This window comes from Photobacterium marinum (genome assembly GCF_000331515.1).
Lineage (GTDB): Bacteria > Pseudomonadota > Gammaproteobacteria > Enterobacterales > Vibrionaceae > Photobacterium > Photobacterium marinum.
Map to the genome: position 1 here is coordinate 443,111 of NZ_AMZO01000006.1, position 24,174 is coordinate 467,284.

At 44.9% G+C, this 24,174-nt stretch carries 19 protein-coding genes; 16 read left to right on the forward strand and 3 right to left on the reverse strand.

Features of this window, described 5'->3' with window-relative positions:
* Nucleotides 1-25 precede the first annotated feature (25 nt).
* Nucleotides 26-1,105, forward strand: coding sequence for a hypothetical protein (locus tag C942_RS06365; RefSeq protein ID WP_007463754.1), 1,080 nt, complete (start codon nt 26-28; stop codon nt 1,103-1,105).
* 97 nt (nt 1,106-1,202) lie between these two features.
* Here C942_RS06365 and dsdC read toward each other — a convergent pair whose 3' ends face one another.
* On the reverse strand, nt 1,203-2,144 hold the full coding sequence (gene dsdC, locus C942_RS06370) for a DNA-binding transcriptional regulator DsdC (protein ID WP_007463756.1): 942 nt from the start codon (nt 2,142-2,144) through the stop codon (nt 1,203-1,205).
* A 626-nt stretch (nt 2,145-2,770) separates the two neighbouring features.
* On the opposite strand from dsdC, the gene C942_RS06375 reads away from it, so the two are divergent.
* Entirely contained in the window at nt 2,771-4,195 is a 1,425-nt protein-coding gene (locus C942_RS06375; protein ID WP_007463758.1) for a glycosyl hydrolase family 18 protein, read from the forward strand.
* Nucleotides 4,196-4,282: 87 nt separating this feature from the next.
* Here the strand turns inward: C942_RS06375 and C942_RS06380 are convergent, their stop codons facing one another.
* Complete coding sequence (locus tag C942_RS06380; RefSeq protein ID WP_007463760.1) at nt 4,283-5,278, reverse strand: alpha/beta hydrolase; 996 nt, start codon at nt 5,276-5,278, stop codon at nt 4,283-4,285.
* A 320-nt stretch (nt 5,279-5,598) separates the two neighbouring features.
* Here C942_RS06380 and C942_RS06385 point away from each other — a divergent pair, with 320 nt between their 5' ends.
* From C942_RS06385 to C942_RS06410, 6 genes are all read left to right on the forward strand, one after another.
* On the forward strand, nt 5,599-6,087 hold the full coding sequence (locus C942_RS06385) for a hypothetical protein (protein ID WP_036798919.1): 489 nt from the start codon (nt 5,599-5,601) through the stop codon (nt 6,085-6,087).
* Between the two features lie 99 nt (nt 6,088-6,186).
* Nucleotides 6,187-7,599: a TolC family protein gene (locus C942_RS06390; protein WP_198287473.1), complete on the forward strand. Its 1,413-nt coding sequence runs from the start codon at nt 6,187-6,189 to the stop codon at nt 7,597-7,599.
* Between the two features lie 9 nt (nt 7,600-7,608).
* Nucleotides 7,609-9,348, forward strand: a complete 1,740-nt coding sequence (locus C942_RS06395) for an efflux RND transporter periplasmic adaptor subunit (RefSeq protein WP_007463766.1) — start codon at nt 7,609-7,611, stop codon at nt 9,346-9,348.
* Nucleotides 9,345-12,473: an efflux RND transporter permease subunit gene (locus C942_RS06400; protein WP_007463768.1), complete on the forward strand. Its 3,129-nt coding sequence runs from the start codon at nt 9,345-9,347 to the stop codon at nt 12,471-12,473. Before C942_RS06395 ends, C942_RS06400 begins: the two co-directional genes overlap by 4 nt.
* Before the next feature lie 101 nt (nt 12,474-12,574).
* Complete coding sequence (gene copI, locus C942_RS06405) at nt 12,575-13,093, forward strand: copper-resistant cuproprotein CopI (protein ID WP_007463770.1); 519 nt, start codon at nt 12,575-12,577, stop codon at nt 13,091-13,093.
* Between the two features lie 853 nt (nt 13,094-13,946).
* A complete protein-coding gene (locus C942_RS06410; protein ID WP_007463772.1) occupies nt 13,947-14,966 on the forward strand; it encodes a phosphatidylinositol-specific phospholipase C in 1,020 nt (339 codons plus the stop codon).
* A 102-nt stretch (nt 14,967-15,068) separates the two neighbouring features.
* Here the strand turns inward: C942_RS06410 and C942_RS06415 are convergent, their stop codons facing one another.
* Entirely contained in the window at nt 15,069-15,983 is a 915-nt protein-coding gene (locus C942_RS06415; RefSeq protein ID WP_007463774.1) for an alpha/beta fold hydrolase, read from the reverse strand.
* 1,481 nt (nt 15,984-17,464) lie between these two features.
* On the opposite strand from C942_RS06415, the gene C942_RS06420 reads away from it, so the two are divergent.
* The 8 genes from C942_RS06420 (at nt 17,465) to C942_RS06455 (ending at nt 24,163) form a co-directional block, all read left to right on the forward strand.
* Nucleotides 17,465-18,619, forward strand: a complete 1,155-nt coding sequence (locus C942_RS06420; RefSeq protein WP_232428139.1) for a M28 family peptidase — start codon at nt 17,465-17,467, stop codon at nt 18,617-18,619.
* Nucleotides 18,620-18,958: 339 nt separating this feature from the next.
* Nucleotides 18,959-20,329, forward strand: coding sequence for a sigma-54 interaction domain-containing protein (locus tag C942_RS06425; protein ID WP_007463782.1), 1,371 nt, complete (start codon nt 18,959-18,961; stop codon nt 20,327-20,329).
* A 190-nt stretch (nt 20,330-20,519) separates the two neighbouring features.
* A complete protein-coding gene (locus C942_RS24315; protein WP_051035742.1) occupies nt 20,520-20,942 on the forward strand; it encodes a NifB/NifX family molybdenum-iron cluster-binding protein in 423 nt (140 codons plus the stop codon).
* The gene (locus tag C942_RS06435) at nt 20,939-21,142 is read left to right on the forward strand and encodes a hypothetical protein (RefSeq protein WP_198287465.1); all 204 of its coding nucleotides are present in this window, start codon (nt 20,939-20,941) and stop codon (nt 21,140-21,142) included. Before C942_RS24315 ends, C942_RS06435 begins: the two co-directional genes overlap by 4 nt.
* Before the next feature lie 51 nt (nt 21,143-21,193).
* Complete coding sequence (locus tag C942_RS06440) at nt 21,194-21,556, forward strand: NifB/NifX family molybdenum-iron cluster-binding protein (RefSeq protein WP_007463787.1); 363 nt, start codon at nt 21,194-21,196, stop codon at nt 21,554-21,556.
* Between the two features lie 2 nt (nt 21,557-21,558).
* Complete coding sequence (locus C942_RS06445; RefSeq protein WP_083882313.1) at nt 21,559-22,446, forward strand: damage-control phosphatase ARMT1 family protein; 888 nt, start codon at nt 21,559-21,561, stop codon at nt 22,444-22,446.
* Nucleotides 22,443-23,288 (forward strand): ATP-binding protein, encoded by an 846-nt coding sequence (locus C942_RS06450; RefSeq protein WP_036798921.1) that lies wholly within the window; start codon nt 22,443-22,445, stop codon nt 23,286-23,288. Before C942_RS06445 ends, C942_RS06450 begins: the two co-directional genes overlap by 4 nt.
* Complete coding sequence (locus C942_RS06455) at nt 23,285-24,163, forward strand: ATP-binding protein (RefSeq protein WP_007463791.1); 879 nt, start codon at nt 23,285-23,287, stop codon at nt 24,161-24,163. Before C942_RS06450 ends, C942_RS06455 begins: the two co-directional genes overlap by 4 nt.
* Nucleotides 24,164-24,174: the final 11 nt, after the last annotated feature.

Here is a 24,174-nt window from a genome sequence, read left to right on the forward strand (position 1 = left end):
AGATAAAATATAATTGAGGGTTAAAATGAAATTTAAAAAAATAGCAACAGCTATGATTTTTGCTACTACTTTTGTTGCTGGTTGTAGTAGTGATGATAGTTCAACTGAAACTTCAGTAACATTCCATAAACCAAAAGCTGACTATAATTTCAATGATCTCGAGTTGGTTGAACTGTTGTCCGAGAGAGCTTCACTACTTGTCGGGACTCTTACCTATAATGGAAATAGTTACCAAGCGATATATGGTCAAGATGCCGCAGATAAGATGTTGGTAATGTTTGAAAACCATATAGATAAGAACGATAGAATCAGTATGCTTATTCCGGCTCAACCAACTGACACTAGTTATTGTGAGTTATTAGGCGAGAATTCATTTACAAGCTTTAATTGTAAAATAACTAATGTTACATCCGAAAATGAGCATATGAGAACCTATCAGGCAACAAGTACATCTGGTTCTGAGAGCTTTACCCTTGAAGTTAGTGAATACCTTTCTCATATGGGTTCAACTGCATTCGAGTTGATTGATAATGGGGGTGGTCAATATGTAATTAAGACACTTAATCCGTTCTCTAAATATGGTTATCACGAGACAGAACTTGCCTTATCCTCATATGTTGAACTTTCTACGATACTGACCCGTATCGGCAAAGGAAATGACATTAACTTAATATTTGATAGTCGAATCTCGGGCTCATCTGATGATGATATTAATATGTATACGGGGCTAATGATTCGTGAATATGGTTTGAGCACACATATCTCCAAATCAGGCTCGGTGTTTTCTGGGGGGACAGACCTATTTTCAGCTGGTGTAAAGAGAACAATTGAACTCAGAGATAAGCAGCTATCGGTAGAACAAAATGAGCAAATTGGTGTACATTCATGGTCAGATGATAATGAGCAAGGGGAAGAAGTTGACGCAACTGATATTCCTTACACTGACGTCGCTCACCGTAAGCAGGCAACATACTTTACGAAGATGCTCGGTGATGATGGCCTAGGTTTTTATATGTTTACCATTAAATCAGCACCTGCTGATGGTGAGCATTATATGACAAAAGATGAACTCAATAAGTATCAGCTTGTTAACGAAATAAACTGATAGCATATGAGTAAACCAGTGGTGTTATATTAAAGCACGCCAACATAGATATAAATAGTGCGTGTGAATTATTATTAGGCGAGTGCTGAGTTATCTCTTACTCAGCACTCATTATTTCTTTTAACCAGTTCACAAAAGCTATAACTCTTGGGTTTTGATTATTTGATGGTGTGACTACATAATAGTAATGAGGGCAATCAATCTTAAGTTCAGGGAATGGTGTAACAAGCTCACCACTTTTAATATGTTTATTTACTAAGCTGCGTCTACCCATTGCGATTCCGGCATTATTTATTGCTGCAATAATTGATAGGTCTGAACGGTCAAAGCCAATATGACGATTTAGAGCAATATGATTTAGAGAAAGTGATTCAGACCATAACTTCCATTCATTAAAATCTAATTGATTTCCCCATGCTTGTCTGTCATGAAGTAAGGTACATTGTCCTAATTGTGATGGGTTATTAAATAAGTTGTGATTCTTTGCATATTCTTCACTACAAACAGGAAATATAGATTCACTCATTAAATATTGATAATGAAGACCATTAGGTGGCTTATCATCAAAGTAGATAGCCAGATCAATATTATGATTATTGAAGTTTATATTTTCATTACCTGTGAGTATATCCAATGTAATGGATGGATACTTATTGTGAAAATCAACCAGTTGAGGGATTATTAGCTGCTGAGCTATAGATGGGCGAGAATATATAACTAACGAACCTGAAATATCATTACTATTGATTTCTGATATTTCTTTATTCAAAAGGTCGAATGACGTTTGTAATATGCTATATATTCTGTCCCCTTCACTTGTTAATTTTACCTTTCGATGCAATCGTTCAAATAACTTGAATCCTAGCTCTTCTTCAAGGCTTGTAATTCGGTGACTGACTGCACTAGGAGTTAGTGATAGCTCTTCTGCAGCCATTAAGAAAGAAAGGTGACGACCAGCCACTTCAAAGGTGTGTAATTTAGATAGTTGCCACCCATTAAGTAGCACACTTCCTTTCAACGGAATATTGTTTGTAAGCATAAAACTAGCAACCTTTTTTTCTTGATGATGCTTGATATGCAACAAGCTTGATTACGGATTCTATTTGATGTTTGCTGAAAGGAAAGCAAGTTGCCATATTTCTAACTTTCATGGTGCTGACTTTTGTGAGCATGTTGTTGAGTTTGTAGTTAGTATACGCAGCAATGGTTGCGTACGCAATGGTTGCGCTTGCAATCAGCTTCGCTCAATACGTATATTGAACGCAGAGCTTAGAGGTTAATAAAGTACCAATCGATCACGGAAGTTCTTGAATGTAAGCTGTTTTTTAAAGTAACTCTTAGTTTTCATTGCAATCTGGATAAGGGGAAGAAACCATTTTTATTTCAGAAAAATGATTTGAATGTAGAGCTATTATATTCGTGGTCATTTGGGTTACGAATGCATGACCATATATGATGCATTTTATTAAGGTAGGCGCTGAAAAGCTATATGATGAGAATGACGTCTGGAGTCACTGACTATATCTACAATATTCAGTTATATCATTGAGAGCAGTATACACAATCGCAAGTTGCACAAAAAACAAACACTAAGTGTTGAGTTGTTGTTTTTCATCTCTAACGTTATGAGTTGACTTTTTCGACTTAAATAAAGGTGATTAGACGATGAAATGGAAATTATCTGAAATTTGTAAACGCTTGGCTTTTCCATTGGGAATGATACTCGTGGGTAATGCCGCTTCTGCAGCAGAGCCTGTTGATTACTTTATAGGGAAGCATGATAAGTTTAAGCAAACTAGCGGAAAAGTAGTTGCCAGTTATGTGGCCAACTGGGCTGACCCAACGATAGTGGATAGTATTTATGGCAACAACTTAACCCATGTACTTTATGCCTTTATGCATATCTGTGGACCAGGCCAAGTCGAGGCTGTTAATGAGATTTGCAGTAAGAAGAGTGAGTTTCAACTTGCGGAAGATGTAAACAGCATCGACAAAACCTTCGCAACAAAATTTGCGGAACTGAAACAGCGAGCTCCGCATATTAAGATAATTCCATCAGTTGGTGGGTGGGGCGGTTCAGCTCCGTTTGTGCCTATGACAGCAACACCAGATAGTCGTCAGGTATTTGTTCAGTCTGTTGTCGATTTCTTAAAACGTAATCCAAGTTTTGATGGTATAGATATCGATTGGGAGTGGCCAAAGAACATTAAAGAAGGTGAAGCATATGCTGATCTGATGATTGAAATACGCCAAGCATTTGATTTACTCGAACAAGAAACAGGGCGAAAATACCTGATCACCTCTGCCATTGGGACTCACGCTAATAATATTCAAAATATCAATTATGTACGAGCTGAGCCTTATATGGACTACATCTTTATGATGACGTACGACTTCTTTGGCACATGGTCGAAAGGCAATATCGGGCACCATACAGCATTACAAACCCATGATAGCAATCTAGCCAAAGGTTATGGTCATGGTGGGGCTCAAGGTGTTAGGAATATGCTTGAGTTAGGTATTCCTGCTGAAAAGTTAGTTCTTGGCGTTGCTAAATATGCTCGAGGCTGGGACGGTGTTACCCGAGGTCCGCAAGGTACAGAGATCGGTGGTAGTGCCACCGGTTTATTCCCTAAACCGGTTAACCCATGGGATCAGGCTGGCGTAGCTGTTTATAAACGAATTGCTGAAGAAATCTTAGGGCCAGATGGCATAGGAATAAACGGTTTTGAAATTCGTTACGATTCTGGTTGCGATTGTCACTATGCCTGGCGAGAGTCTGATGGTGCCTTTGTCGGGTTCGATCATCCTGTGGATGTAATGAAGAAAGGCCAATATGCTATGGATAATAAACTTGCCGGACTATTTTCATGGGAATATGGTCAGGATAATGGCGATATATTGAATGCCATGAACCATGGTGTTGGTAATGAATTGGAAACAGCTAAACTACCAATTTGGCAGTCTGATAAGGTGTATACCAAGGGTGATAAGGTGGAATATCAAGGCCGCATTTATGTCGCCAAATGGTGGACTTTCAATAACACGCCTGGGGGTATTTATGGTCCGTGGGAGTTAGCCATTAATTAATTGTTTAATAAAGCTTAGCCCAGTCTCTTTGCTGGGCTCTTAAGTTTAAGGGGATGAACGCATCCCCATAGTTGATCAACCCTGTTCTTACCTATTGCCGTTTCGTAAAGAATATAGTCGGCTGCCTATCCCCAGTCCTTCATATTTACCCTGATCAAAATCTTTCAGGTAGTGGTAGTTCAATAGGTGGCCCGGTCCGCTTTTTTCATAGACTTTACCAGAAGTCTTATTCACATTTTTTAGTACGCCTACTTCCGCAACGTAATCTCTGTCGTTGGCAAAGTGTTCTGTAAAGGGGACTTTTGTCGATTGGCTTTTGGCCAAGGATGAAGGGTATTCATCATGCGCTGATGCAAAGGTGTATATTTCCAGATGCTCCAGCAGGGAGTTGCAACGTGGATCATGAATCAGCATTTTGACCACATTTGAAATAATAATCCCACCTTGAGAGTGGGCAATGACGACAACTTTGTGTCTTTTCTTTTCATACTCACTGGCATTTGCGGTTTTTTTTGCGATTTTGAGCAGCTCGCACTTAATGTGAATTTTTGCTGATCTGGCAATAGAGGTCGGGGTATTGAAGTTTCTGCCTTTGGTTACTTCAATCAAATCACGCGCAAAACCGTTGGTTGGATTATGGAGCGGTGTGATAGGGCGTTTGAATATTTTGTTGAGCATTTGCGCATTGACCCTGGCCATATCCTCGTTGGTGCCGATCCCATTCAGAAAAAACCATTTTTCATCAGGCGTATGGTCAATTGTTTCGTTCACTGTTGGTAGCGCTTTGATTTTTCTATTGTTCCTGAGCGGTGTGATATCAACAAAGAAGCTTAGGAGCGCTTGGTAATAACGGAACCTGCTGGGGTAGTATTTCTTGCTCAATTCACTGTCATCTGCACCAAATGATTCTAGAGGGTTATCACCCAGCACTTTAGCCAGAGAGCCGAGTTCCTCCAGATCGGTTAATAGGTTTTGAACTAACTGCTCGGGCATCGGCCCTCGATAATCAAAAATGGATAAAGCCTTGTCTAATCCATTCCACCACAGCAGTTTCGCGACGCTCTTTCCAAGTGTTAACACCATGATTTTTCACCTTTTTGTTATTAACTACCAATGTCCTTTTGAATGCAGTCATCAGCATCAGTGGTGCAAAAAACTTCAATGTAATTCAGGAGGTTAATGGTTCCTTTAGTGCAGTTATGAGCATATATCTAAGTTTCAACAGTTTTTTGAAAATAGTTAATAAAAATGGAGAAACCTGTGTCATTGGTGAGATTTTGACGATAAAAAAAGACAAATTGATTATTTGTGAGCTAAGTAATAGATAGTCATTTGTAAATTAGTTTGACCTTACCCTTGGGGGAAGCTTTAACTTAAAGTTCTGTTTTTCTGAAAGGCCTGCTATGCGCTTATCTCCTGTTCGCACAATCTGGATCTCCGTTATCAGCATTTTCGCTATGCTGATGTCCGGCTTTGTTGCCAGCGCGCCTCTGATGACCTTTCAGATGCTGAGTGACAGCTATGCTGTGGCTCAGACTCAGGCGTCCCAAGTTCAGGACAAGACACAGTCGGTACATGTGAAATCTTCAAGTGGAAGTTCTGGTTCGGCAGTCATTCATTGCGGGGGGCTGATGTTACAGGACAAGGCACATGCGATGCACGATTTAGTAATGCCAGAATTCGTAGCACCAGAGCAAACACCAGTTAACTGTGATTCAGAACAGAGTACGCCCCATACTTGTTGTTCAGCAAGTTGCGCCACTGTAATTGCGTTTCTGCCACCTATAAACACAACCATTTCAAATCAGACTCAGCCTGTTCTCATTCCGATTGAGAAGCAGGGTGCGATCATTGAACGATCTCAATCCTTTTATCGCCCTCCGATAGCTTAAATCCAACTTCTGTTTATTTGATTTACAGCACCTTTGCGTGTTGTGAACTGTGGTTTTTGTCTGAGTTCAGACATATACAGATTGGATTTAATTGTGAATATCAAACCAGGTTTATTAGCACTTGCTGTTAGTGCTTCGACTATGGTTGCGACGCCGCTATTTGCTGCCTCCCACTTAGAGGGAAATAAGGTTGGTCAAAGTCTGAATGTCGCAGCTACGTCAGAATTCTTAACAAGAACAGCCCCTTTAACACGCCTTATCGAGCAGGCGTTGAATAATGATGCCTCCCGCAGGCAGTTTTTCGCCCAATCTCAGGCGATGCGAGAAACCGGGATAGCTAGCTCAACGCTGATGGATCCAAAACTGAAAGTCGGCTTTGGCGGTTTGCCGGTCGATAGCCTGAGATTTGACGAAGATCCAATGACCAATATTTCTGTTGGTTTAATGCAGCAGTTTGAGCGGGGGGACACGCTTAACCTGCAAAAGAAGAAAGCTAATCAACAGGCTGATGGAATTGCGTTGCGAATCGCCGCGCGTGAATTGGAAATTGCAAACAGCATGACTCAATTCTGGTTGGAATTGGGCTATCAGCAGAAAGCAGAACAAGTGCTGCGTGAGAATCGACGCCTGATGAAAGAGATGGAAAATTTCCTTCAGACCAACTATTCCATCGGCAAGAACGAAGCGCAGGATCTATTGAATGCACAGCTTCAGGTCAGCAAGTTGGATGAAAAGTTGCAGGCCAACGCACAGGTTCAGCGACGTATTATTTCTCAGCTATCAGAATGGTTGGGCGCAGACTGGATAGCGTCCGGACAGCACATTCAGGCCAGCAATCAGCTTAACTGGACGTTACTGGATAGCAAACTTCAGAATGCTTCCTCTACTCAGCATTACTCACTGCTGAACCTCCATCCAATGGTGAAAATCACGGATACCGCCATTTCGGCCTCTCAAACTCAGGTAGAGATCGCTGAACAGGCTTATACGCCGCAGTTCGGTGTAGAGGTGATGTACGGCTACCGCCAGGCAAACAATATGAAAGGCGAACCTGCATCTGATCTGGTGAGTGCTTTTGTGACGATGGATATTCCGTTGTTCACCGGTAACCGTCAGGACAGAAACCATGCCGCGGCCCAGTATCAGGTTGGGGCAGCCAAATCTCAGAAAGATGTTTTGCTTGCACAGATGAATGCCAAAGTGAACGCCTTGCTGGTTGATAAAAGCAATCTGGAACAGCGTCTGCAACGCTATCAGAACACCTTGCTTGAACAGTCTAGGGCGCGCACTAAAGCCGTTGAGCGGGGATACCAGAATAACACTGCGCAGTTTAATGACGTGATTAATGCCGCCAGCGATGAGCTCAGCCTCGAGCTTGAGCAACAGCGTTTGATTACTGATTTGAATATCGTCAAAAGCAATCTGGCAGCCTTGCTGGGTGGCTTTGAATACAGTGCGGTATCACCAGATGCTTCAACGCTGACTAATAACCAATACTCATCTGCAAGGTAAGAGAACACAATGAAAACATTACAAGTAGCCACGATTGCTTTGCTGGTGGGCGGTGCAATCGGATTTGGAGCCAATCAATACCTCAACCTTCATACTATGTCGGTAACGTCTGAGACGGAGTCTGCGCAAAAGGCGAATGAACCTCTTTACTGGGTGGCACCGATGGACCCGAATTATAAGCGTGATAAGCCGGGTAAGTCGCCGATGGGGATGGATTTGATCCCGGTTTATGCCGAAGATCTCGCCGGTTCTGATGACAAACCCGGTACGGTGAAAATCGATCCGGCAGTAGAGAACAACCTTGGTGTAAAAACGGCACCTGTTGAGTGGACGAAACTGGTGCCTCGAATTGAAACCGTTGGCTATATCGCTTTTGACGAAAGTCAGTTATGGCAAACCAACGTCCGTGTTGCGGGGTGGGTTGAGAAGCTGCTTATCAATGCCGTCGGTGAAAAAGTAAAGAAGGGCGATGTTCTGTTTACTCTTTATTCACCGGATTTGGTTAAAGCACAGGAAGAGTTGCTTAATGCGTATCGCACTGGACGTAACGGATTGGTTAAGGGGGCAACGGAGAGGCTGATCTCGCTTGGTGTCGATCGTCAGCAAATCAAACGCATCGTTAAGCGTGGCCGGGCTTCGCAGTCGATTGAAGTAAAAGCGGTTGCTGACGGTGTTATCGCCAGCCTGAATATTCGTGAAGGCGGTTATCTGTCTCCGGCTCAGGCGGTGATTAGTGCCGGGCCGTTAAATGAAGTCTGGGTTGATGCAGAAGTTTTTGAGCGCCAGGCCCACTGGGTAAAAGCTGGCAGCAGTGCTTCCATGACGTTGGACGCGATCCCCGGAAAAGAATGGCAGGGTGAAGTAGATTATGTCTACCCGATCCTTGACCCGAAAACCCGTACCCTGCGGGTTCGCTTGAAGTTCGCGAACCCAGAAGCTGAACTCAAGCCGAATATGTTTGCCAACATCGCCTTGCAGCCCGTCAGTGATCTGGCGGTGCTGACTGTGCCTAAAGCCTCGGTGATCCGCTCGGGCGGCATGACTCGTGTTGTGCTTGCCGAAGGGGACGGTAAATTCCGCTCAGCTCGTATCGAGGTTGGCCGTGAAGCGGGCAATAAGATTGAAGTACTCCAAGGGCTTACCGATCAGGAGCGTGTTGTTACCTCCGCACACTTTATGCTGGATTCTGAATCCAGCCAGACGGCGGATCTGTCTCGGATAAATTCATCTAATGATGAGGATGCCGCATTGCAGGCAGCAACGGTTTGGGCCAAAGGTGAAATTACCGATGTCATGCTGGGGCACCGCATGTTGACCATCAACCATCAACCGGTTCCTGAATGGAGCTGGCCGGGTATGGTGATGAACTTTACTTTTGCTGACGATGTGGAAATGGGCGATGTACAAAAAGGTCAGGCGATCGAGTTTGAAATTCGTAAAACGGAATCCGGTCAATATGAGATTGTCGATTACAAAGTTGATAACAGTGTGATCGCGACAGAAGCTTGGGTAAACGGTGAAATTTCAATGCTAATGGCGGATTTTGGCATGATCACCCTGAACCACCAACCCGTTACTGAATGGCGTTGGGATAGTGGTGAGATGAATTTCTCTGTGGGAGATGATGTTGATTTATCCGTTTTCGCTGAAGGACAAAAGGTTCGTTTTCTGGTGGCGAAAGACGGCTCTGATTATGTGCTCAAAAAGCTCAATGTTGTTGAGAATGAACAGGCGGGAGACGAGCAATGATTGGCGCTATTATCCGCTGGTCGATCAGCAACCGTTTCCTGGTGTTGATTGCGACCCTGTTCCTGACCCTGGGCGGTTTGTACAGCGTAACAAAGACCCCTGTCGATGCCTTGCCGGATCTGTCTGATGTTCAGGTGATCATCAAAACTTCCTATCCGGGACAGGCGCCTCAGGTGGTGGAAGATCAGGTTACCTATCCGCTTACCACTGCTATGCTGGCGGTGCCGGGGGCAGAAACCGTTCGCGGTTATTCATTCTTCGGTGATTCCTACGTTTATATCATTTTTAACGATGATACCGACATGTACTGGGCACGTTCGCGGGTGCTGGAGTATTTGAGCCAGGTGGCTCCTAACCTACCGTCTGATGCTAAACCTACTCTAGGGCCTGATGCGACCGGGGTTGGCTGGATCTACAGTTATGTCTTGCAGGACAAAACGGGTCAGCATGATTTGGCAGAGCTGCGAAGCCTGCAGGACTGGTTCCTGAAGTATGAGCTGCAAACTGTCGATGGGGTGTCGGAAGTGGCGACTGTCGGTGGGATGGTGAAGCAGTATCAGGTGCAAATCGATCCGGTGAAACTGCGTGCTTATGACCTGACATTGCAACAGGTGAACAACGCAATAAAGAACGGTAATCAGGAGACCGGTGCTTCGGTGATTGAAGTGGCTGAGGCTGAGCATATGGTGCGTACCACAGGCTACCTGACCGGTATCGAAGACATTAAGTCCCTGCCTCTGAAAGTAACAGAAAGAGGTACGCCGTTACTGTTGGGTGATATCTCCGACATCAACCTTGGCCCGCAGATGCGTCGTGGTATTTCTGAGTTCAATGGCGAAGGAGAGGCTGTCGGTGGCGTGATTGTGATGCGTTTTGGCGAGAACGCCAGTGAAGTGATTGATAATGTTAAAAACAAGCTGGAAGAGCTTCAGCGCAGTTTACCGGATGGGGTAGAAATCGTAGCCACATACGACCGCTCAACCCTGATTAATGCCGCTGTCGAAAACCTATGGAGCAAATTGGCGGAAGAATTCATTGTTGTGGCGATAGTCTGTGCGCTGTTCCTGTTCCACATCCGTTCGTCACTGGTTATTGCACTCAGCCTGCCGGTCGGCATCCTTGTTGCCTTTGTAGTAATGCACTGGCAGGGCATTAACGCCAATATCATGTCGCTCGGTGGGATCGCCATTGCTATCGGGGCCATGGTAGATGGTGCGATTGTCATGATAGAAAACGTTCACAAGCACATTGAACGTACGCCGCTTACTGATAAAAATCGCTGGCAGGTAATCGGTAAGGCGGCAGAGGAAGTCGGGGCTCCGCTGTTCTTCTCGCTGTTGATTATTACGCTTAGTTTTGTACCGGTATTCGCACTGGAAGGGCAGGAAGGCAAGATGTTCTCGCCGCTGGCTTTCACGAAAACCTACGCCATGGCAGCCGCTGCAGGTTTGGCGATCACTTTGGTTCCGGTGCTGATGGGGTACTTTATTCGCGGGAAAGTGCTGCCGGAACATAAAAACCCAGTGAACAAAGCTCTGGTCGCATTGTATCGTCCTCTGCTGAGCATCAGCTTGAAATATCCTAAAGCCATGATTGTAGTGGCGCTGGCCTTGATGGCATCGGCTTATTACCCGACTAGCAAACTGGGCAGCGAGTTCATTCCGCCGCTGGATGAAGGTGATTTGATGTACATGCCGACGACTTATCCCGGTATTTCGATCGGTAAGGCCCGTGAATTGTTGCAACAGACCAACAAGCTGATCAAAACCGTACCGGAAGTGGAAACCGTGTGGGGCAAAATCGGACGCGCGGAGACTGCTACCGATCCGGCTCCTCTAACCATGATTGAAACCGTGATCCAACTGAAACCACAGGATCAGTGGCGAGAAGGTGTAACCACAGAATCATTGCGGAAAGAGTTTGATGATTTAGTGCAGTTACCCGGCCTGACCAATGCCTGGGTGATGCCAATTAAAACCCGTATCGATATGCTGGCAACCGGGATAAAAACGCCTATTGGCATCAAGATCGCAGGGCCTGATCTTAAGGAGATTGAGAAGATAGGGGCCGATCTGGAACCGATCCTCAGCCAGATCCCGGGTACAGCTTCTGTCTATGCCGAGCGTGTAGCTGGTGGGCGTTATGTCACTATTGATATCAAGCGTCGCGCTGCCGCACGTTATGGCCTTAGCATAAAGGATGTTCAACAGGTTATATCAACAGCGGTAGGTGGTATGACGGTAGGGGAGACTGTCGAAGGTCTGGAACGTTACCCGATCAATGTGCGCTACCCGCAGGATTATCGTGATTCGGTAATTAAGTTGCAGAATCTGCCGCTGGTTACGCCGGGCGGTGCGCGGATCGCACTGGCTGATGTCGCGGATATTCGTTATGAAGATGGCCCGCCGATGATTAAAACAGAGAACGCGCGTCCGAATGGTTGGGTATTTGTAGATATCGATGGTCGGGATTTGGGCTCTTATGTTACAGAAGCGCAGCAAATAGTCGCGGAGCAGTTGCAACTGCCGTCCGGCTACTCACTGGCATGGTCTGGTCAGTATGAATATATGGAGCGAGCAAAAGCGCGTTTAAGTGTTGTGGTGCCTATTACCATATCCATCATCATGCTGCTGCTTTATTTCAGTTTCCGCCGTGTTGGTGAAGTGCTGATTATTATGGCTACGCTGCCATTGGCAATGGTCGGCGGATTATGGCTGATGCATATCTTGGACTATAACTTCTCGATTGCGGTTGGTGTTGGCTTTATTGCTCTTGCCGGTGTCGCTGTTGAAATTGGGGTGATCATGCTGGTTTATCTCAATCAGGCATGGCACGACAAAAAACACGAAGCGACCGAGAACCATTATGCTCTCAGCGCCGAAGATCTGAGTAACGCCATTCGTGAAGGTGCTGGTTTGCGTGTGCGCCCGGTCATGATGACGGTCCTGACGGTTATTATCGGCCTTATCCCGATCATGTACGGAGAGGGAACAGGTTCGGAAGTGATGCAGCGTATTGCCGCGCCGATGATTGGCGGTATGGCTTCGGCGTTGTTGCTCACCCTGTTGGTACTGCCAGCTATCTTCAAGCTGTGGAAACAAAAAGATATCGCTAGTCCTCTTTAACGTAACAGGCGGCACCTCTTCAGGCTCGTATAAGAAGAGGTGACGCTACCCCAAAAACATAAATAGACCTTGAAAACAAACGTAATAACAAGGACCGGATAATGAAAAAAACATTGATTGCTGTTGCACTAACCCTGACGACTTCTGTAGCTATGGCTGGTGGTAATGATCATCATACTCACGCGCAACACGCAGATATGGATCATTCTAAAATGGATCACTCAGGTATGAGCATGGAAGGCATGTCGGTGGTGGGAATGCCTGCTAATGGCGCAAAGCCAGATAAGGTTGTTCACGTCATTCTGAGTGACGACATGAAAATTACCTTTAAGAAAGAGGTGAACATTGAGCCTAATGATGTTGTTCAGTTTGTAGTGATGAACACTGGCAAGATCGATCACGAGTTTTCTATTGGTTCAGCAGAAGAACAGCTGAAGCACCGCGAAATGATGCGAAACATGCCGACAGGTCATGCTCATGACAGCGGCAGCACGGTAACCGTTAAACCGGGGAAAGCAAAACAGCTGTTGTGGCATTTCCACGGCGACAACAATGTCGAATTTGCCTGTAATATACCAGGGCATGCTGAAGCCGGGATGGTGAAGAAGATTACGCTTTAATATAAATAAAGCCACCTGTATAGGTAGGTGGCTTTGAACTTTTTCAGAAACAACCACATGTTGATATTTTTTTGATTATTGAACGTGATAACTTTGAACTTATCTAAGATAAACACTATAAATTAGTGTGTTGTGGTGGTTGATCAGGATAGTAGTCCAAATACTCGCGCTTAATTTCTGCTAACGGCAAGCGCAGCCCATAATCATTTCAAATGTCACCACTGAACCATTGCTTATGATGGTGATGCTTCCCATTGGCTATTGCCCATATCTGTGTTTCATGACCATTTCGTATAATCAAGGCTTATTTGAATATAGCAAATTATAATGTTGCGTATGATTGCCTCATTGTAAGATAACCACCTATGTATATTGTTATTTGTAGGCTTGAATTTTCTTAACAAGAAAAGTAATTATAGTCCTAAGTTTTTGGAATGTGTTGATGGCTTTCCATAACAGTATGGTGACATAGCCACTGTATGAAAATTTAAAGTCCCACATGTTTAAGATGAATATGATGGTGTTGATAGACAGTTATAAAATAGATGATTTTAATTTTTAGAACACTATAAAAACACAGGCCGTAAATTTGAAAATCAAAGTTAACTGACTTAAAAGCCTGCTTTATGCGGTACTTATGTTGTCTATATTGTCTGCTTTTCGTGGGGGGGATGGAATTATTTGACCTAAAGTGTTCTCACTTGTATTTACTCGTATCTTTAATGTCAAGCTATAACTTGTTGTTTTTAGTAATTTCTTTTTGAAACAATGCCTCGTTTTTTGTGTTGTCCCCCTAGTGGCAAAGCACCTAAATGTTACCCTGTTAACTTATTTAATTATTAGGCAATTATTGATGAATAAATTAAAGTTTTTATTATTTGCTGCGACGCTGTGCTCGTCCTTCCAATCCTTTGCTCATTATGATAACGGCTATTATCATGATTCAACTGACTTACCTTCTAAGAAAACTTGGATGAAAGGATTGAATGATAGTCTGCCAATTCGAAAGATTTCTATTCCTGGTACACATGATTCTGGTTCATTCTATGGTGGGGATGCAGTACAAACTCAGAGCCTAAGTATTAGCCAGCAGTTAAATGCTGGGGTGCGTTTCCTTGATGTCCGTTTGCGTCATATCGGAGATTCATTTTCTATCCATCATGGACCTGTATATCAGCACCAACGATTTGGCCATATTCTAAATGATGTTGCTGCGTTTCTTGCTGAAAACCCATCAGAAACTGTCCTGATGCGCGTGAAAAAAGAGCATACTGAAGAAGGCAATACACGTCGTTTTGAAGACACATTCAACGATTATTACAATCGATATAGTAATATTATTTGGACCCCAACGTCTTGGCGGCCAAATTTGGGTGATACCCGGGGCAAGATAGTCTTTTTGCAAAACTTCGGTAGTGGAGGTTATCCAAATTTTGGCCTTTCATATTATAGCTTTGATATTCAAGACAAATATTCAGTAACAACCAATTGGGATCTTTATTCAAAGTGGACGGCGGTAAAATCTCACCTAAATAAGGCCATTAATTCTGCAAATAATTATCACAGAGGCTTTATTAATTACCTTACTGCTTCTGGTGGTAGTTTTCCCTATTTTATCGCTAGCGGTCACTCTTCTCCGGGAACAGGGGCTCCGCGCTTGTTGACAGGACAAACAACGCCAGGATGGAAATATTCTTATCCTGATTTTCCTCGTGTCGGTTGTTTTATTGGTATTTGTTCAATAGCCTTTGAAGGAACAAATACACTAACTAAAAACTTCATAAATCAACATCCTTCAAGTTATGTTGGCATTGTAGTAGCTGATTTTCCTGGCACTGGTTTGATTGAATCTGTAATAAAGGCCAATTACTGATAGTTTGTATGTCATTAAACGGTGGAAAATAAAAGTTGATTCAAAGGGCCAAATTTTATTTGGCCTTTTGGATTGAAATTGTTTGATTTCCCTCTTAAAAGGTTAGTTCGCTTCCAGCCAAGCAGCGACTTTTTGGTTAACTAAGTCAGGTGAAGAGAGCATAAACCAATGTCCACCAGGTACGGCTTCTACTTGTCCTTTATTCTTATCATGCAGATCTTTTACCCAACTTTCAGCATGGAACCATACGCTTTTGTCTTTACCGTAGATAAAAAGGAAAGGTGTGCCATATTCTTCGACCGGTGTTGCCTTACTAATTCTTTTAGTCAGGATCGAATTCCATAGATGCCAGTACGGGTAAGTCATACGAGTATCTGGACGGAAATCCTCAATCGTTTTATTAGAGTCAACATTTGGAAAACCTAAAATTTTATCAGCGGTATAAAGTGCTAATTTTTCACCTAATAACTCAGGTAGTGTCCAAGCAACAGCCAGTGCAAAAGTGTATTTTACATTGATGACTGGCTGTTTTTCTTCGCCAAAGCTTCCGACATCAAAGAGTACCACTCTATCCACTAAGTCATTTTGTTTAAGATATTGCGAAGCATAGAACGCCCCCCAATCGTGAGCGATAACGGTAACTTTCCCTCTTTCTAAGCTTTTAATATAACCATCGATAATCATTCTAATCTGTTTGATACTGTAATGAGGTCTTTCACCATTATCCTTTAATTCGAAGCCTGGCAGCGTAAAACGCGCAACTGTGTACTCTTTTTTAAAATATTCAGCTTGCTTGTCCCACATCTCTAAGCTATCTGGATAGCCATGAATAAACACGAGTGTTTCTTTACCATTGCCTTCGACTTTTGTTTCAAGATTCTTCACTATAGAGGGAAGCTTTTTTTGAAACTCATCATCAGAGATTGGGCCAGTGAAAGCAAATTTGTAAATAAGGTAAAGAACAGGTGAAAATACAACCAGTACTGTAAGTGATATTATCATGATTATCTTTTTCATATGTGTCCATTTGTAGTTATGGAGTTAGGCAGTAATTAGCGATATATAACTACATGCGTTAACGAGTATCCTGGTAATCTTAGGTGTTTTTCCGAATGAATATCGGCATCTTTTTCGATGACTTTATATGCCTCTGTACATGGTTTTGCGTTATTTTCTATGTATTTTAAATTGTTAAACTTAACAGTCGATTAGAGGTTCGCTTTCCACTGCAACTGGCTTCTGTTTTAAATTGATGTCTTTATTAAGAAGTTTGTTTCTTACATTGTTGCAACGTACATAGGCATAGAGATGATTAATACTAAAAATATTTTCAACTCGGTTCGTTTATTAATGTTGTGGAATAAATATATCATTCAGTAATTGGTAAGTAATTACCCATAAAGTAAACTCATAGTTAACTGTGACTAAACAATGGGTGTGGTTTGATATTAATATATACATGATGGTGTTTAGCAAGTTGTTTGAAACTCGATTAATAGTCGTGAATGAAAGGCTTGATTGGGGGCTAATCTCAATCGAAGAAACTAAACGCATGTTAATTTGTAAAGACTAAGTAACCTATTTACCGATAGCATCTCATTATGAGGTTTATTTCATGGTTTGATTAATAAGTCGCCAATATCATATGACTACATTTTTTAGCTAAGGTGCTTTATATGATATGTAGTTGTTGCGATAAAAGTTTAAATATAGGAATGCTCCATAAGAGAGATCCTCAAACTGGTAGAAAGTATAAGTCGTGCCCTCATTGTTCAGAGGCAAATGGTGGCGAGCATGTATTCCATCCTTATCCATCCTCTTTTGGCAAAACACCAGCAAGGGTGACTGCTCGTAATCCTGAAGGTTTTCAAAGTTACTGTATTGAATGTCGCAGGCTGGAAAAAGGTGTTCAGTCACAAACGCACATGAACGGAAGAACCTGCAGCAGTTTAGTTTAGGAACCTGATATATTTATCTCAATGCGATGTCGTAACTGGCTGTCAACGCTCGATTTGCAGGGCGTTGATCTCTTACTCTCCGAAGTTCCATACAATTCGTTAGAAATCTCGTAAAACTGAAAGCACCATTCGATTAAAAGTGAGTTAAAGCTCACTTAATCATATGAGGTTTTCCTGACGCCTGGTTCGATGAGAAACTGCCAAGGATACCTTTAGTACTGAAGGGCATTACCATCTCTATCTTTTTCTGAGAGCTGGAAACAATGTTTGAAATTAAACTGAAAGATGAAAATTAGGATCCAGGTCTCGAGGCTTGTTGTCAGGGATAAGCTCCTCATTACTATGGCTGGCTAAACGTAACAAGCTTTGGTTAGCGGCTTGCGTCTGTGGTAAGTTTCTTTATCAAGATACTGAAATTTATGAATTACAGTGAATTTTATTAAACCCAGATAGATAGAGAGTTAAATAATGAGTTTAGAGAACGCCGCGGAACATAAACACGCTTGGCAAAACACTATGCCACATGAGCAATTCGAATTTATGAAGAGAGTACTTGCATCACCTTCACCAATTGGTTTTGAAGCTGCAATGAGCTATGGCGTGATCAAACCTGAATTTGAATCTTTTATGCCTTCCGATTGGGGGATCCATCAATTCAAAGGAAATGCGGGTCTGGTTTTCGATTCTCATCCTGGTCGTGACGACCTGGTTAGTGTGATGATTGTTGGCCACGCTGACAAAATTCGCATGCAGGTGCGTAAAATAGATGACGATGGCAAAGTGTGGATTAACACGGATTCTTTCCTGCCTACAACGTTAATTGGCCATGAAGTTAAAGTCTTTTGCCAGCACCCTGATGAGGCCGGTAAATTCAAAATGATTGAAGGGTGCACTGTTGAGGCTTTAGGCGCAATTCACTTCTCCACGCCTGCTCAGCGCAGTGGTGAACAGGGTATTAAGCCAGAATCTATTTATCTTGAGCTGCATACACATGGCAATGATCGTAAAGCACAAGTTGAAGCTTTAGGACTACGAGCAGGTGACCCGATTCTCCTTGACCGCCCAATTAAGCATGGTGTTTCTCCAGATACTTTTTATGGTGCGTATTTAGATAATGGTCTGGGTTGTTTCTCTGTCACAGAGATTGCTCGTCTAGTGGCAAATGAAAGCCTTGAGAACGTTCGTGTTCTTTATACCATTGCAACTCATGAAGAAATTGGCAGATTTGGTTCTACCCAGTTAGTGGGTGAGCTTAAGCCAGACGTATTAATTGCAACTGATGTAAACCACGACTACGAAGCAGCGCCTGGAATTGGTAACCGTAAAATGAACCCTCTTAAGATGGGTGACGGTTTTACCATTGGTCGTGGCTCTGTTACCTCAGAATATTTGGTTCAATCTTTAGAGAACGTCTGCCGAGAGCAAGACATTCCTTATCAGTTAGATTTCTCCGGTCGTGACATGGGCACAGACGGTATGGCGGCTGCGTTAGCCGGTGTTGATAGTGCTGCAATCACCATTGGTTACCCAATTCGTAACATGCACACATCATCAGAGTCTGCACACACAGGTGATCTGTTGGGCTCTATTCATGCTCTCGCCGGATTATTACGTCATTTTAATGCGCTGAATGATGGCAAAGGCATAACGCGTGATGACCTGAAAAATAGTCATATCCGCCTAGATCACATCTAATTTGCCACTACTTATAATATACCTGCCAGAGGCGCGATAATGTGCCTCTGATTGTTTCTTGCTTCTCCCGGACGTCACTCTGGATGTCAAAAAGCGAGAATATTTGAGTACTCATTAGCACGGGTTAAGCGACAGGCTTTAGGGTAAGCTTCGAGTGCTGAGCGATACCTCAATCGACTCATCTTGGATAGTTTTATCTTCATGGCGTGGAAGATGCTCTTAACATAAGTGTTGTCTCAACGAGAAGGCTTTTGTTTTGGAGCTAAGATCCTGATTTACCGCTGTGTTAGGTATAATATAGCCATTATCAATAGTGGTATAACTTTTACTGAATGATATATGGAAGAGCATAGTAACCCCCTCAAACTCACTGAATTTACCGACTCCATCCTTGAGAGCATCTCGGATGGTGTGTTTACGGTAGACAACCAGTGGCGGATCAGCTTTTTTAATCGGGCTGCAGAAGGTATTACCGGGATCCCAAGGAATGAAGCTTTGGGAAAACGTTGCTCTGAGGTGTTTAAGTCCAGTATGTGTGAGGCCGACTGCGCCTTACGACAGACGCTCAACAATACCACTCCGATAATCAATAAATCCTGCTATATCATCAATGCTGAAGGTGAGCGCATTCCGGTCTCTGTATCAACGGCAGTTCTTAAAAATAGTGAAGGCCAGGTTATCGGTGGCGCAGAGACGTTTCGCGATCTAAGTGAGGTGGAGGCGCTGAGGAATGCGCTTAAGGGGCGCTCCCAAGTAGGGGGCTTTGTCAGTCACAGCCCACTTATGCGCAACCTGTTTGAGCTGCTGCCGGCGGTGTCTGCAAGCAGCAGCAATGTTCTGATCCAAGGGGAGACCGGTACCGGAAAGGAGCTATTGGCTCGCGCCGTACATGATATGGGACCTCGCGCAGATAAACCTTTTATCGCCATTAACTGCGGTGCACTGCCAGATAACCTGCTTGAATCTGAGCTATTTGGCTATAAAAAGGGGGCCTTCACCGGGGCAACCCAGGACAAGCCGGGCCGCTTTGCCCTGGCCGAGGGCGGAACCTTGTTTCTTGATGAGATCGGTGAGATCAGCCCAGCCCTTCAGGTGCGCCTACTGCGTGTTCTTCAGGAACACAGCTATGAGCCGCTAGGCGCGGTTAAGTCGGAACAGAGTGATGTGCGGATCATTGCAGCCACTCACAAAGATCTGGCTGCAATGGTTGCTAACGGCGAATTCAGGCAGGATTTGTACTACCGAATCCATGTGGTGGACTTGAAACTTCCACCACTTCGAAGCCGTAAGGAAGATATCCCGCTGCTGGTTGATCAGTTTGTACGCAACTTTAACCGCCTGCAGAACCGTGAGGTGTCTGGCGTTTCCCCTGAAGCCATTTCATTTTTGCTTGATCATGACTGGCCAGGAAACGTGCGTGAACTGGAAAACGTTATTGAAAGAGCCTTTGTGCTCTGCCCTAATGGGCAGATTGGCCCGGGCTATCTGCCGTCTGAGCTGGGCGCAAAAGCGATGCCGAAAGACCAGCCAGAAGCTATCGGCTCTGCGCGTCAGCTGGCAGAAAAGCAGTCGATACAAGAGTCACTAAAGCGTAATAGGTTCAACCGGGCTGCAACGGCTCGTGAGTTGGGTATCCACAAAACCACCCTTTATCGCAAGATGAAGTCCCTACAGATCCCTTTTCCTAAGCAGAATGGTCGCAACCGATAGTTGCAATGGTTTCATGGCTGCAACCACCTGAGTCCATAATGGTTGCACAAATGCAGCCATTGTAATTTCCCTACATTCCTTTTCTTTTATTTATCCCCTTTAAAAACATGTATATACAAGGATGTTGGCTCGATTTCAAAAACTGGAATGCCAATTGCTATATCTAAGATATCAACGATGGAGCCTTTGTATGAAAGCAGCATTTACAACCTGGAACGACCGGATATCTCCGGTGTTTGATGTCGCGGGACAGATTTTGCTCGTTGAGTCAGACAGCAAGGGGGCTGTGCATAAGGAAAACCTCGCCTTACCAGTCGGTTGTGTCATGGATAAGCTGACTTTTCTTGATAATCAAAAAGTCGAATTGTTGGTCTGTGGTGCCATCTCTCACTCGCTGCAGTGCGCCGTAGAAGCGCGAGGTATCAAGGTATATCCGTTTTGTGCTGGGGAGACCAGCAAGCTAATAGACGCTTGGATGAACGGCGGCCTGGATAAGGCATCGTTTTCCATGCCCGGCTGCTGCAAAAGACGCCGCCGTATGGGCGCAGGAAATAGCTGCAAGCGTAACGATCTTCCGCGTGGAAGATTTAATCAGAGAAACAGGAGGCAATGATGCCTGGATGTGATGGAACCGGCCCAATGGGTAACGAAATGAAAAAAGGTCGCGGTAAAAACGCTGGAAAAGGTCGTAATGCAGGAGCAGGGGGAGGCTGCGCTTGTGGCCAGCGTCAGGATTCCTGCGCCAGACGTGGTTTTGGCAGGGGGCGCCGGGGTATGGGGGTTGACCGTACTCAGCTAAGCCAAAGCGAATAAGTAGTAACGGTGTCGGCGGTATCCGCCGACACCAGCATAAGGATAAATAAAATGAAAATTGCACTGACAACTTCCTCACAGACACTGGATGGTGAGCTGGATAAACGCTTTGGCCGTGCTCCTGGTTTTCTTATCTACGATACCGAGCGCAATATTTGTGAGTTTGTAGATAACAAGCAGAATCTGAACGCTGCTCAGGGCGCCGGTATTCAGGCTGCACAAAATATTATCGCCACTGGGGCAGAGTGTTTAATCACCGGCAACTGCGGTCCTAAAGCTTTTAAGGTGCTGCAGAGCGCTGGAGTTAAAATCTTTAGCTGCGATATGGATTCACTAAAAGCGTGTGTTGAGCAGTTTATTTCTGGCGGGCTTACCGAGATCAGCGACGCGACTGTTGAGTCACACTGGAGCTAAGGATGAGAAGTAGTCTCGAATGTATTCCCTGCTTTATGCGCCAGGCTTTAGAGGCCGGGCGCAGGATCAGTGATGATGAGCAGCTGATCGGCAATGCTCTGCGTCGTATCTCACGGCAGATAGCAGACTTTGACCTCAGCCTCTCTCCACCTGAAATGGGGCAGCGAATTCACCGCATCTTGCGCCAAGAAGTGGGTTGCGATGACCCCTATTTAGAGATTAAGCAACAATCAACCCAAGTGGCGCTGTCACTGGTTCCTCGCGTAACCAAGCAGTTGCAAGCATCTGAGGATCCGTTTGAGCTGGCGCTACGTTTTGCGATTGCCGGAAATATCCTGGATTTTGCCTTGTTGTCGGTCTGGGATGATGAGCGAATTAACGACTCGTTTGAAAAGGCCAACAGTCATCCCATCGACACTAAGATGGTTAACCAGTTAAAGCAGAAGCTGCAGCAGGCAGGTAATGTGCTGATACTGGCAGATAACGCCGGTGAGACCGTATTAGATCGCTTTTTGATTGAGCAGTTGCCAAAGCACCTTAAGGTAACCTATGTCGTTAAGGGCTCTCCAGTCATCAATGATGCCGTCGAGGCCGATGCTATCGAAGCGGGGATAGACCAATTTGCAAGCATTATTGATAACGGCACCGATGGGCCGGGGACCATACTGCACCACTGCTCGGACTCATTCAAAGCCGCTTTTGACGCGGCCGATATAATTATTGCTAAGGGACAAGCTAACTTTGAAACCCTAAATACCGTCGATAGAGAGGTGTTCCTGCTTACTCAGATCAAGTGCGGGGTGATTGCCGACGCCTACAACTACCAGGTGGGTGACTGGATAGTTACCAGCACAACAGAGCTGGCTAAAAGCGCGGGAAGAGGGGTATGAAGATAGCGATTGCCTCCGGTAAAGGAGGAACAGGGAAAACCACTGTGTCTGTAGCCCTGGCACTCGCAGCAGAGCAGACTGTGCACTACCTCGATTGCGATGTTGAGGAGCCCAACGGAAAGCTATTTCTTGCCCCGGAGATTGATTCAGCTGAAACGGTTTCGGTGGCGGTCCCTATGGTACATCGTGATCTCTGCAGCGGCTGTGGCGATTGCGCTGAGATCTGTCAGTTCAATGCCATCATCACCCAGGGTGAATATGCGATTGTCTTCCCTGAGCTGTGCCATAGCTGTGGCGGGTGTACTCGACTCTGCACTGATGAGGCACTCACCGAGGTGATGCACCCTGTCGGCACCTTGAGACAAGGTAAGAGCGGCCGGGTTCGCTTTACTGAGGGGATGATGGATGTGGGGATTGCGATGGCCACCCCGGTTATCCGAGCTGTCAAACAGAAGCTCTCTCCTGATGAGCTATCAATTATCGATTCGCCGCCGGGCACTTCATGCTCGATGGTCACTACGGTTCGTGATGCCGACTTTGTCCTGTTGGTCACCGAGCCAACCCCTTTTGGTCTCCACGACCTGAGAATAGCGGTTGAGACCGTCCGTGAACTGCAGCGGCCCTTTGCCGTGGTTATAAATCGGTTTGATCAATTGGATAACTGTGTCGATGCCTACTGCGACGAGCAAGGTATTGAGGTGATGCTGCGCATTCCGGAAAGTCGCGAGGTGGCTAAGGCGTACTCTCGCGGAGAGGCTTTGCTCTCAGCGATTCCCGGGCTTAAACCTGAACTGCAACAACTGCTGTTAGCAATTGAGTCAATGGTAGGCGAAGCACAATGAAAGAGATTGTCATTCTTAGCGGTAAGGGGGGGACAGGCAAAACCAGCCTGACGGCCTCCTTTGCTGCACTGTCACAGCAGGCGGTACTGGCCGACTGCGATGTGGATGCTGCAGATCTGCATCTGGTATTAAACCCGGAGATACAGCAGAAACACACTTTCTACAGCGGTAATGAGGCCTCTATCCGCAGTGATGAGTGCTCCTCCTGCAATATGTGCAAAGAGTATTGTCGGTTTGACGCGGTTATCTACGATAAAGAAAACGACAGCTATAGCATCGACCAGACAGCCTGTGAAGGGTGTGGTGTTTGTGTTTATTTCTGCCCAGATAACTGTATCGACTTTCCTGAGCGGGAGTGTGGTGAGTGGTATCGCTCGGATACCCGCTTTGGCCCTATGGTTCACGCCCATTTGGGTATCGCTGCCGAAAACTCCGGAAAGCTGGTCAGTTTGGTAAGGAGTGAGGCCCGAAAAGTGGCAACAGAGCAAGGTGCCCAACTGCTTTTGGTTGATGGTCCTCCGGGTATCGGCTGCCCGGTTATCGCTTCGATCACAGGTGCGGACCATCTGGTGTTGGTAACCGAGCCCACTCAGTCCGGCATGCATGATATTGAGCGGGTTCTGAGATTGGCCAGACACTTTGGTCTGCCTACTTCTCTGTGCGTTAACAAGTGGGATATCAACCCCAATATGACCGAGCAGATCGAGGCGCTTGGTGAAGAACTCGGCGCTTATCTTCTTGGTCGTATCGACTACGACAAGCTGGTTACCCAGGCTCAAGTCGCTGGAAAGAGCGTGGAAGAGATGGGTGAAAGCCAGATTGGATACCAGATCCGCGCGATTTGGGAAAAAGTTCTACAGATAACCTGTAAATAAAAGGAAAACAG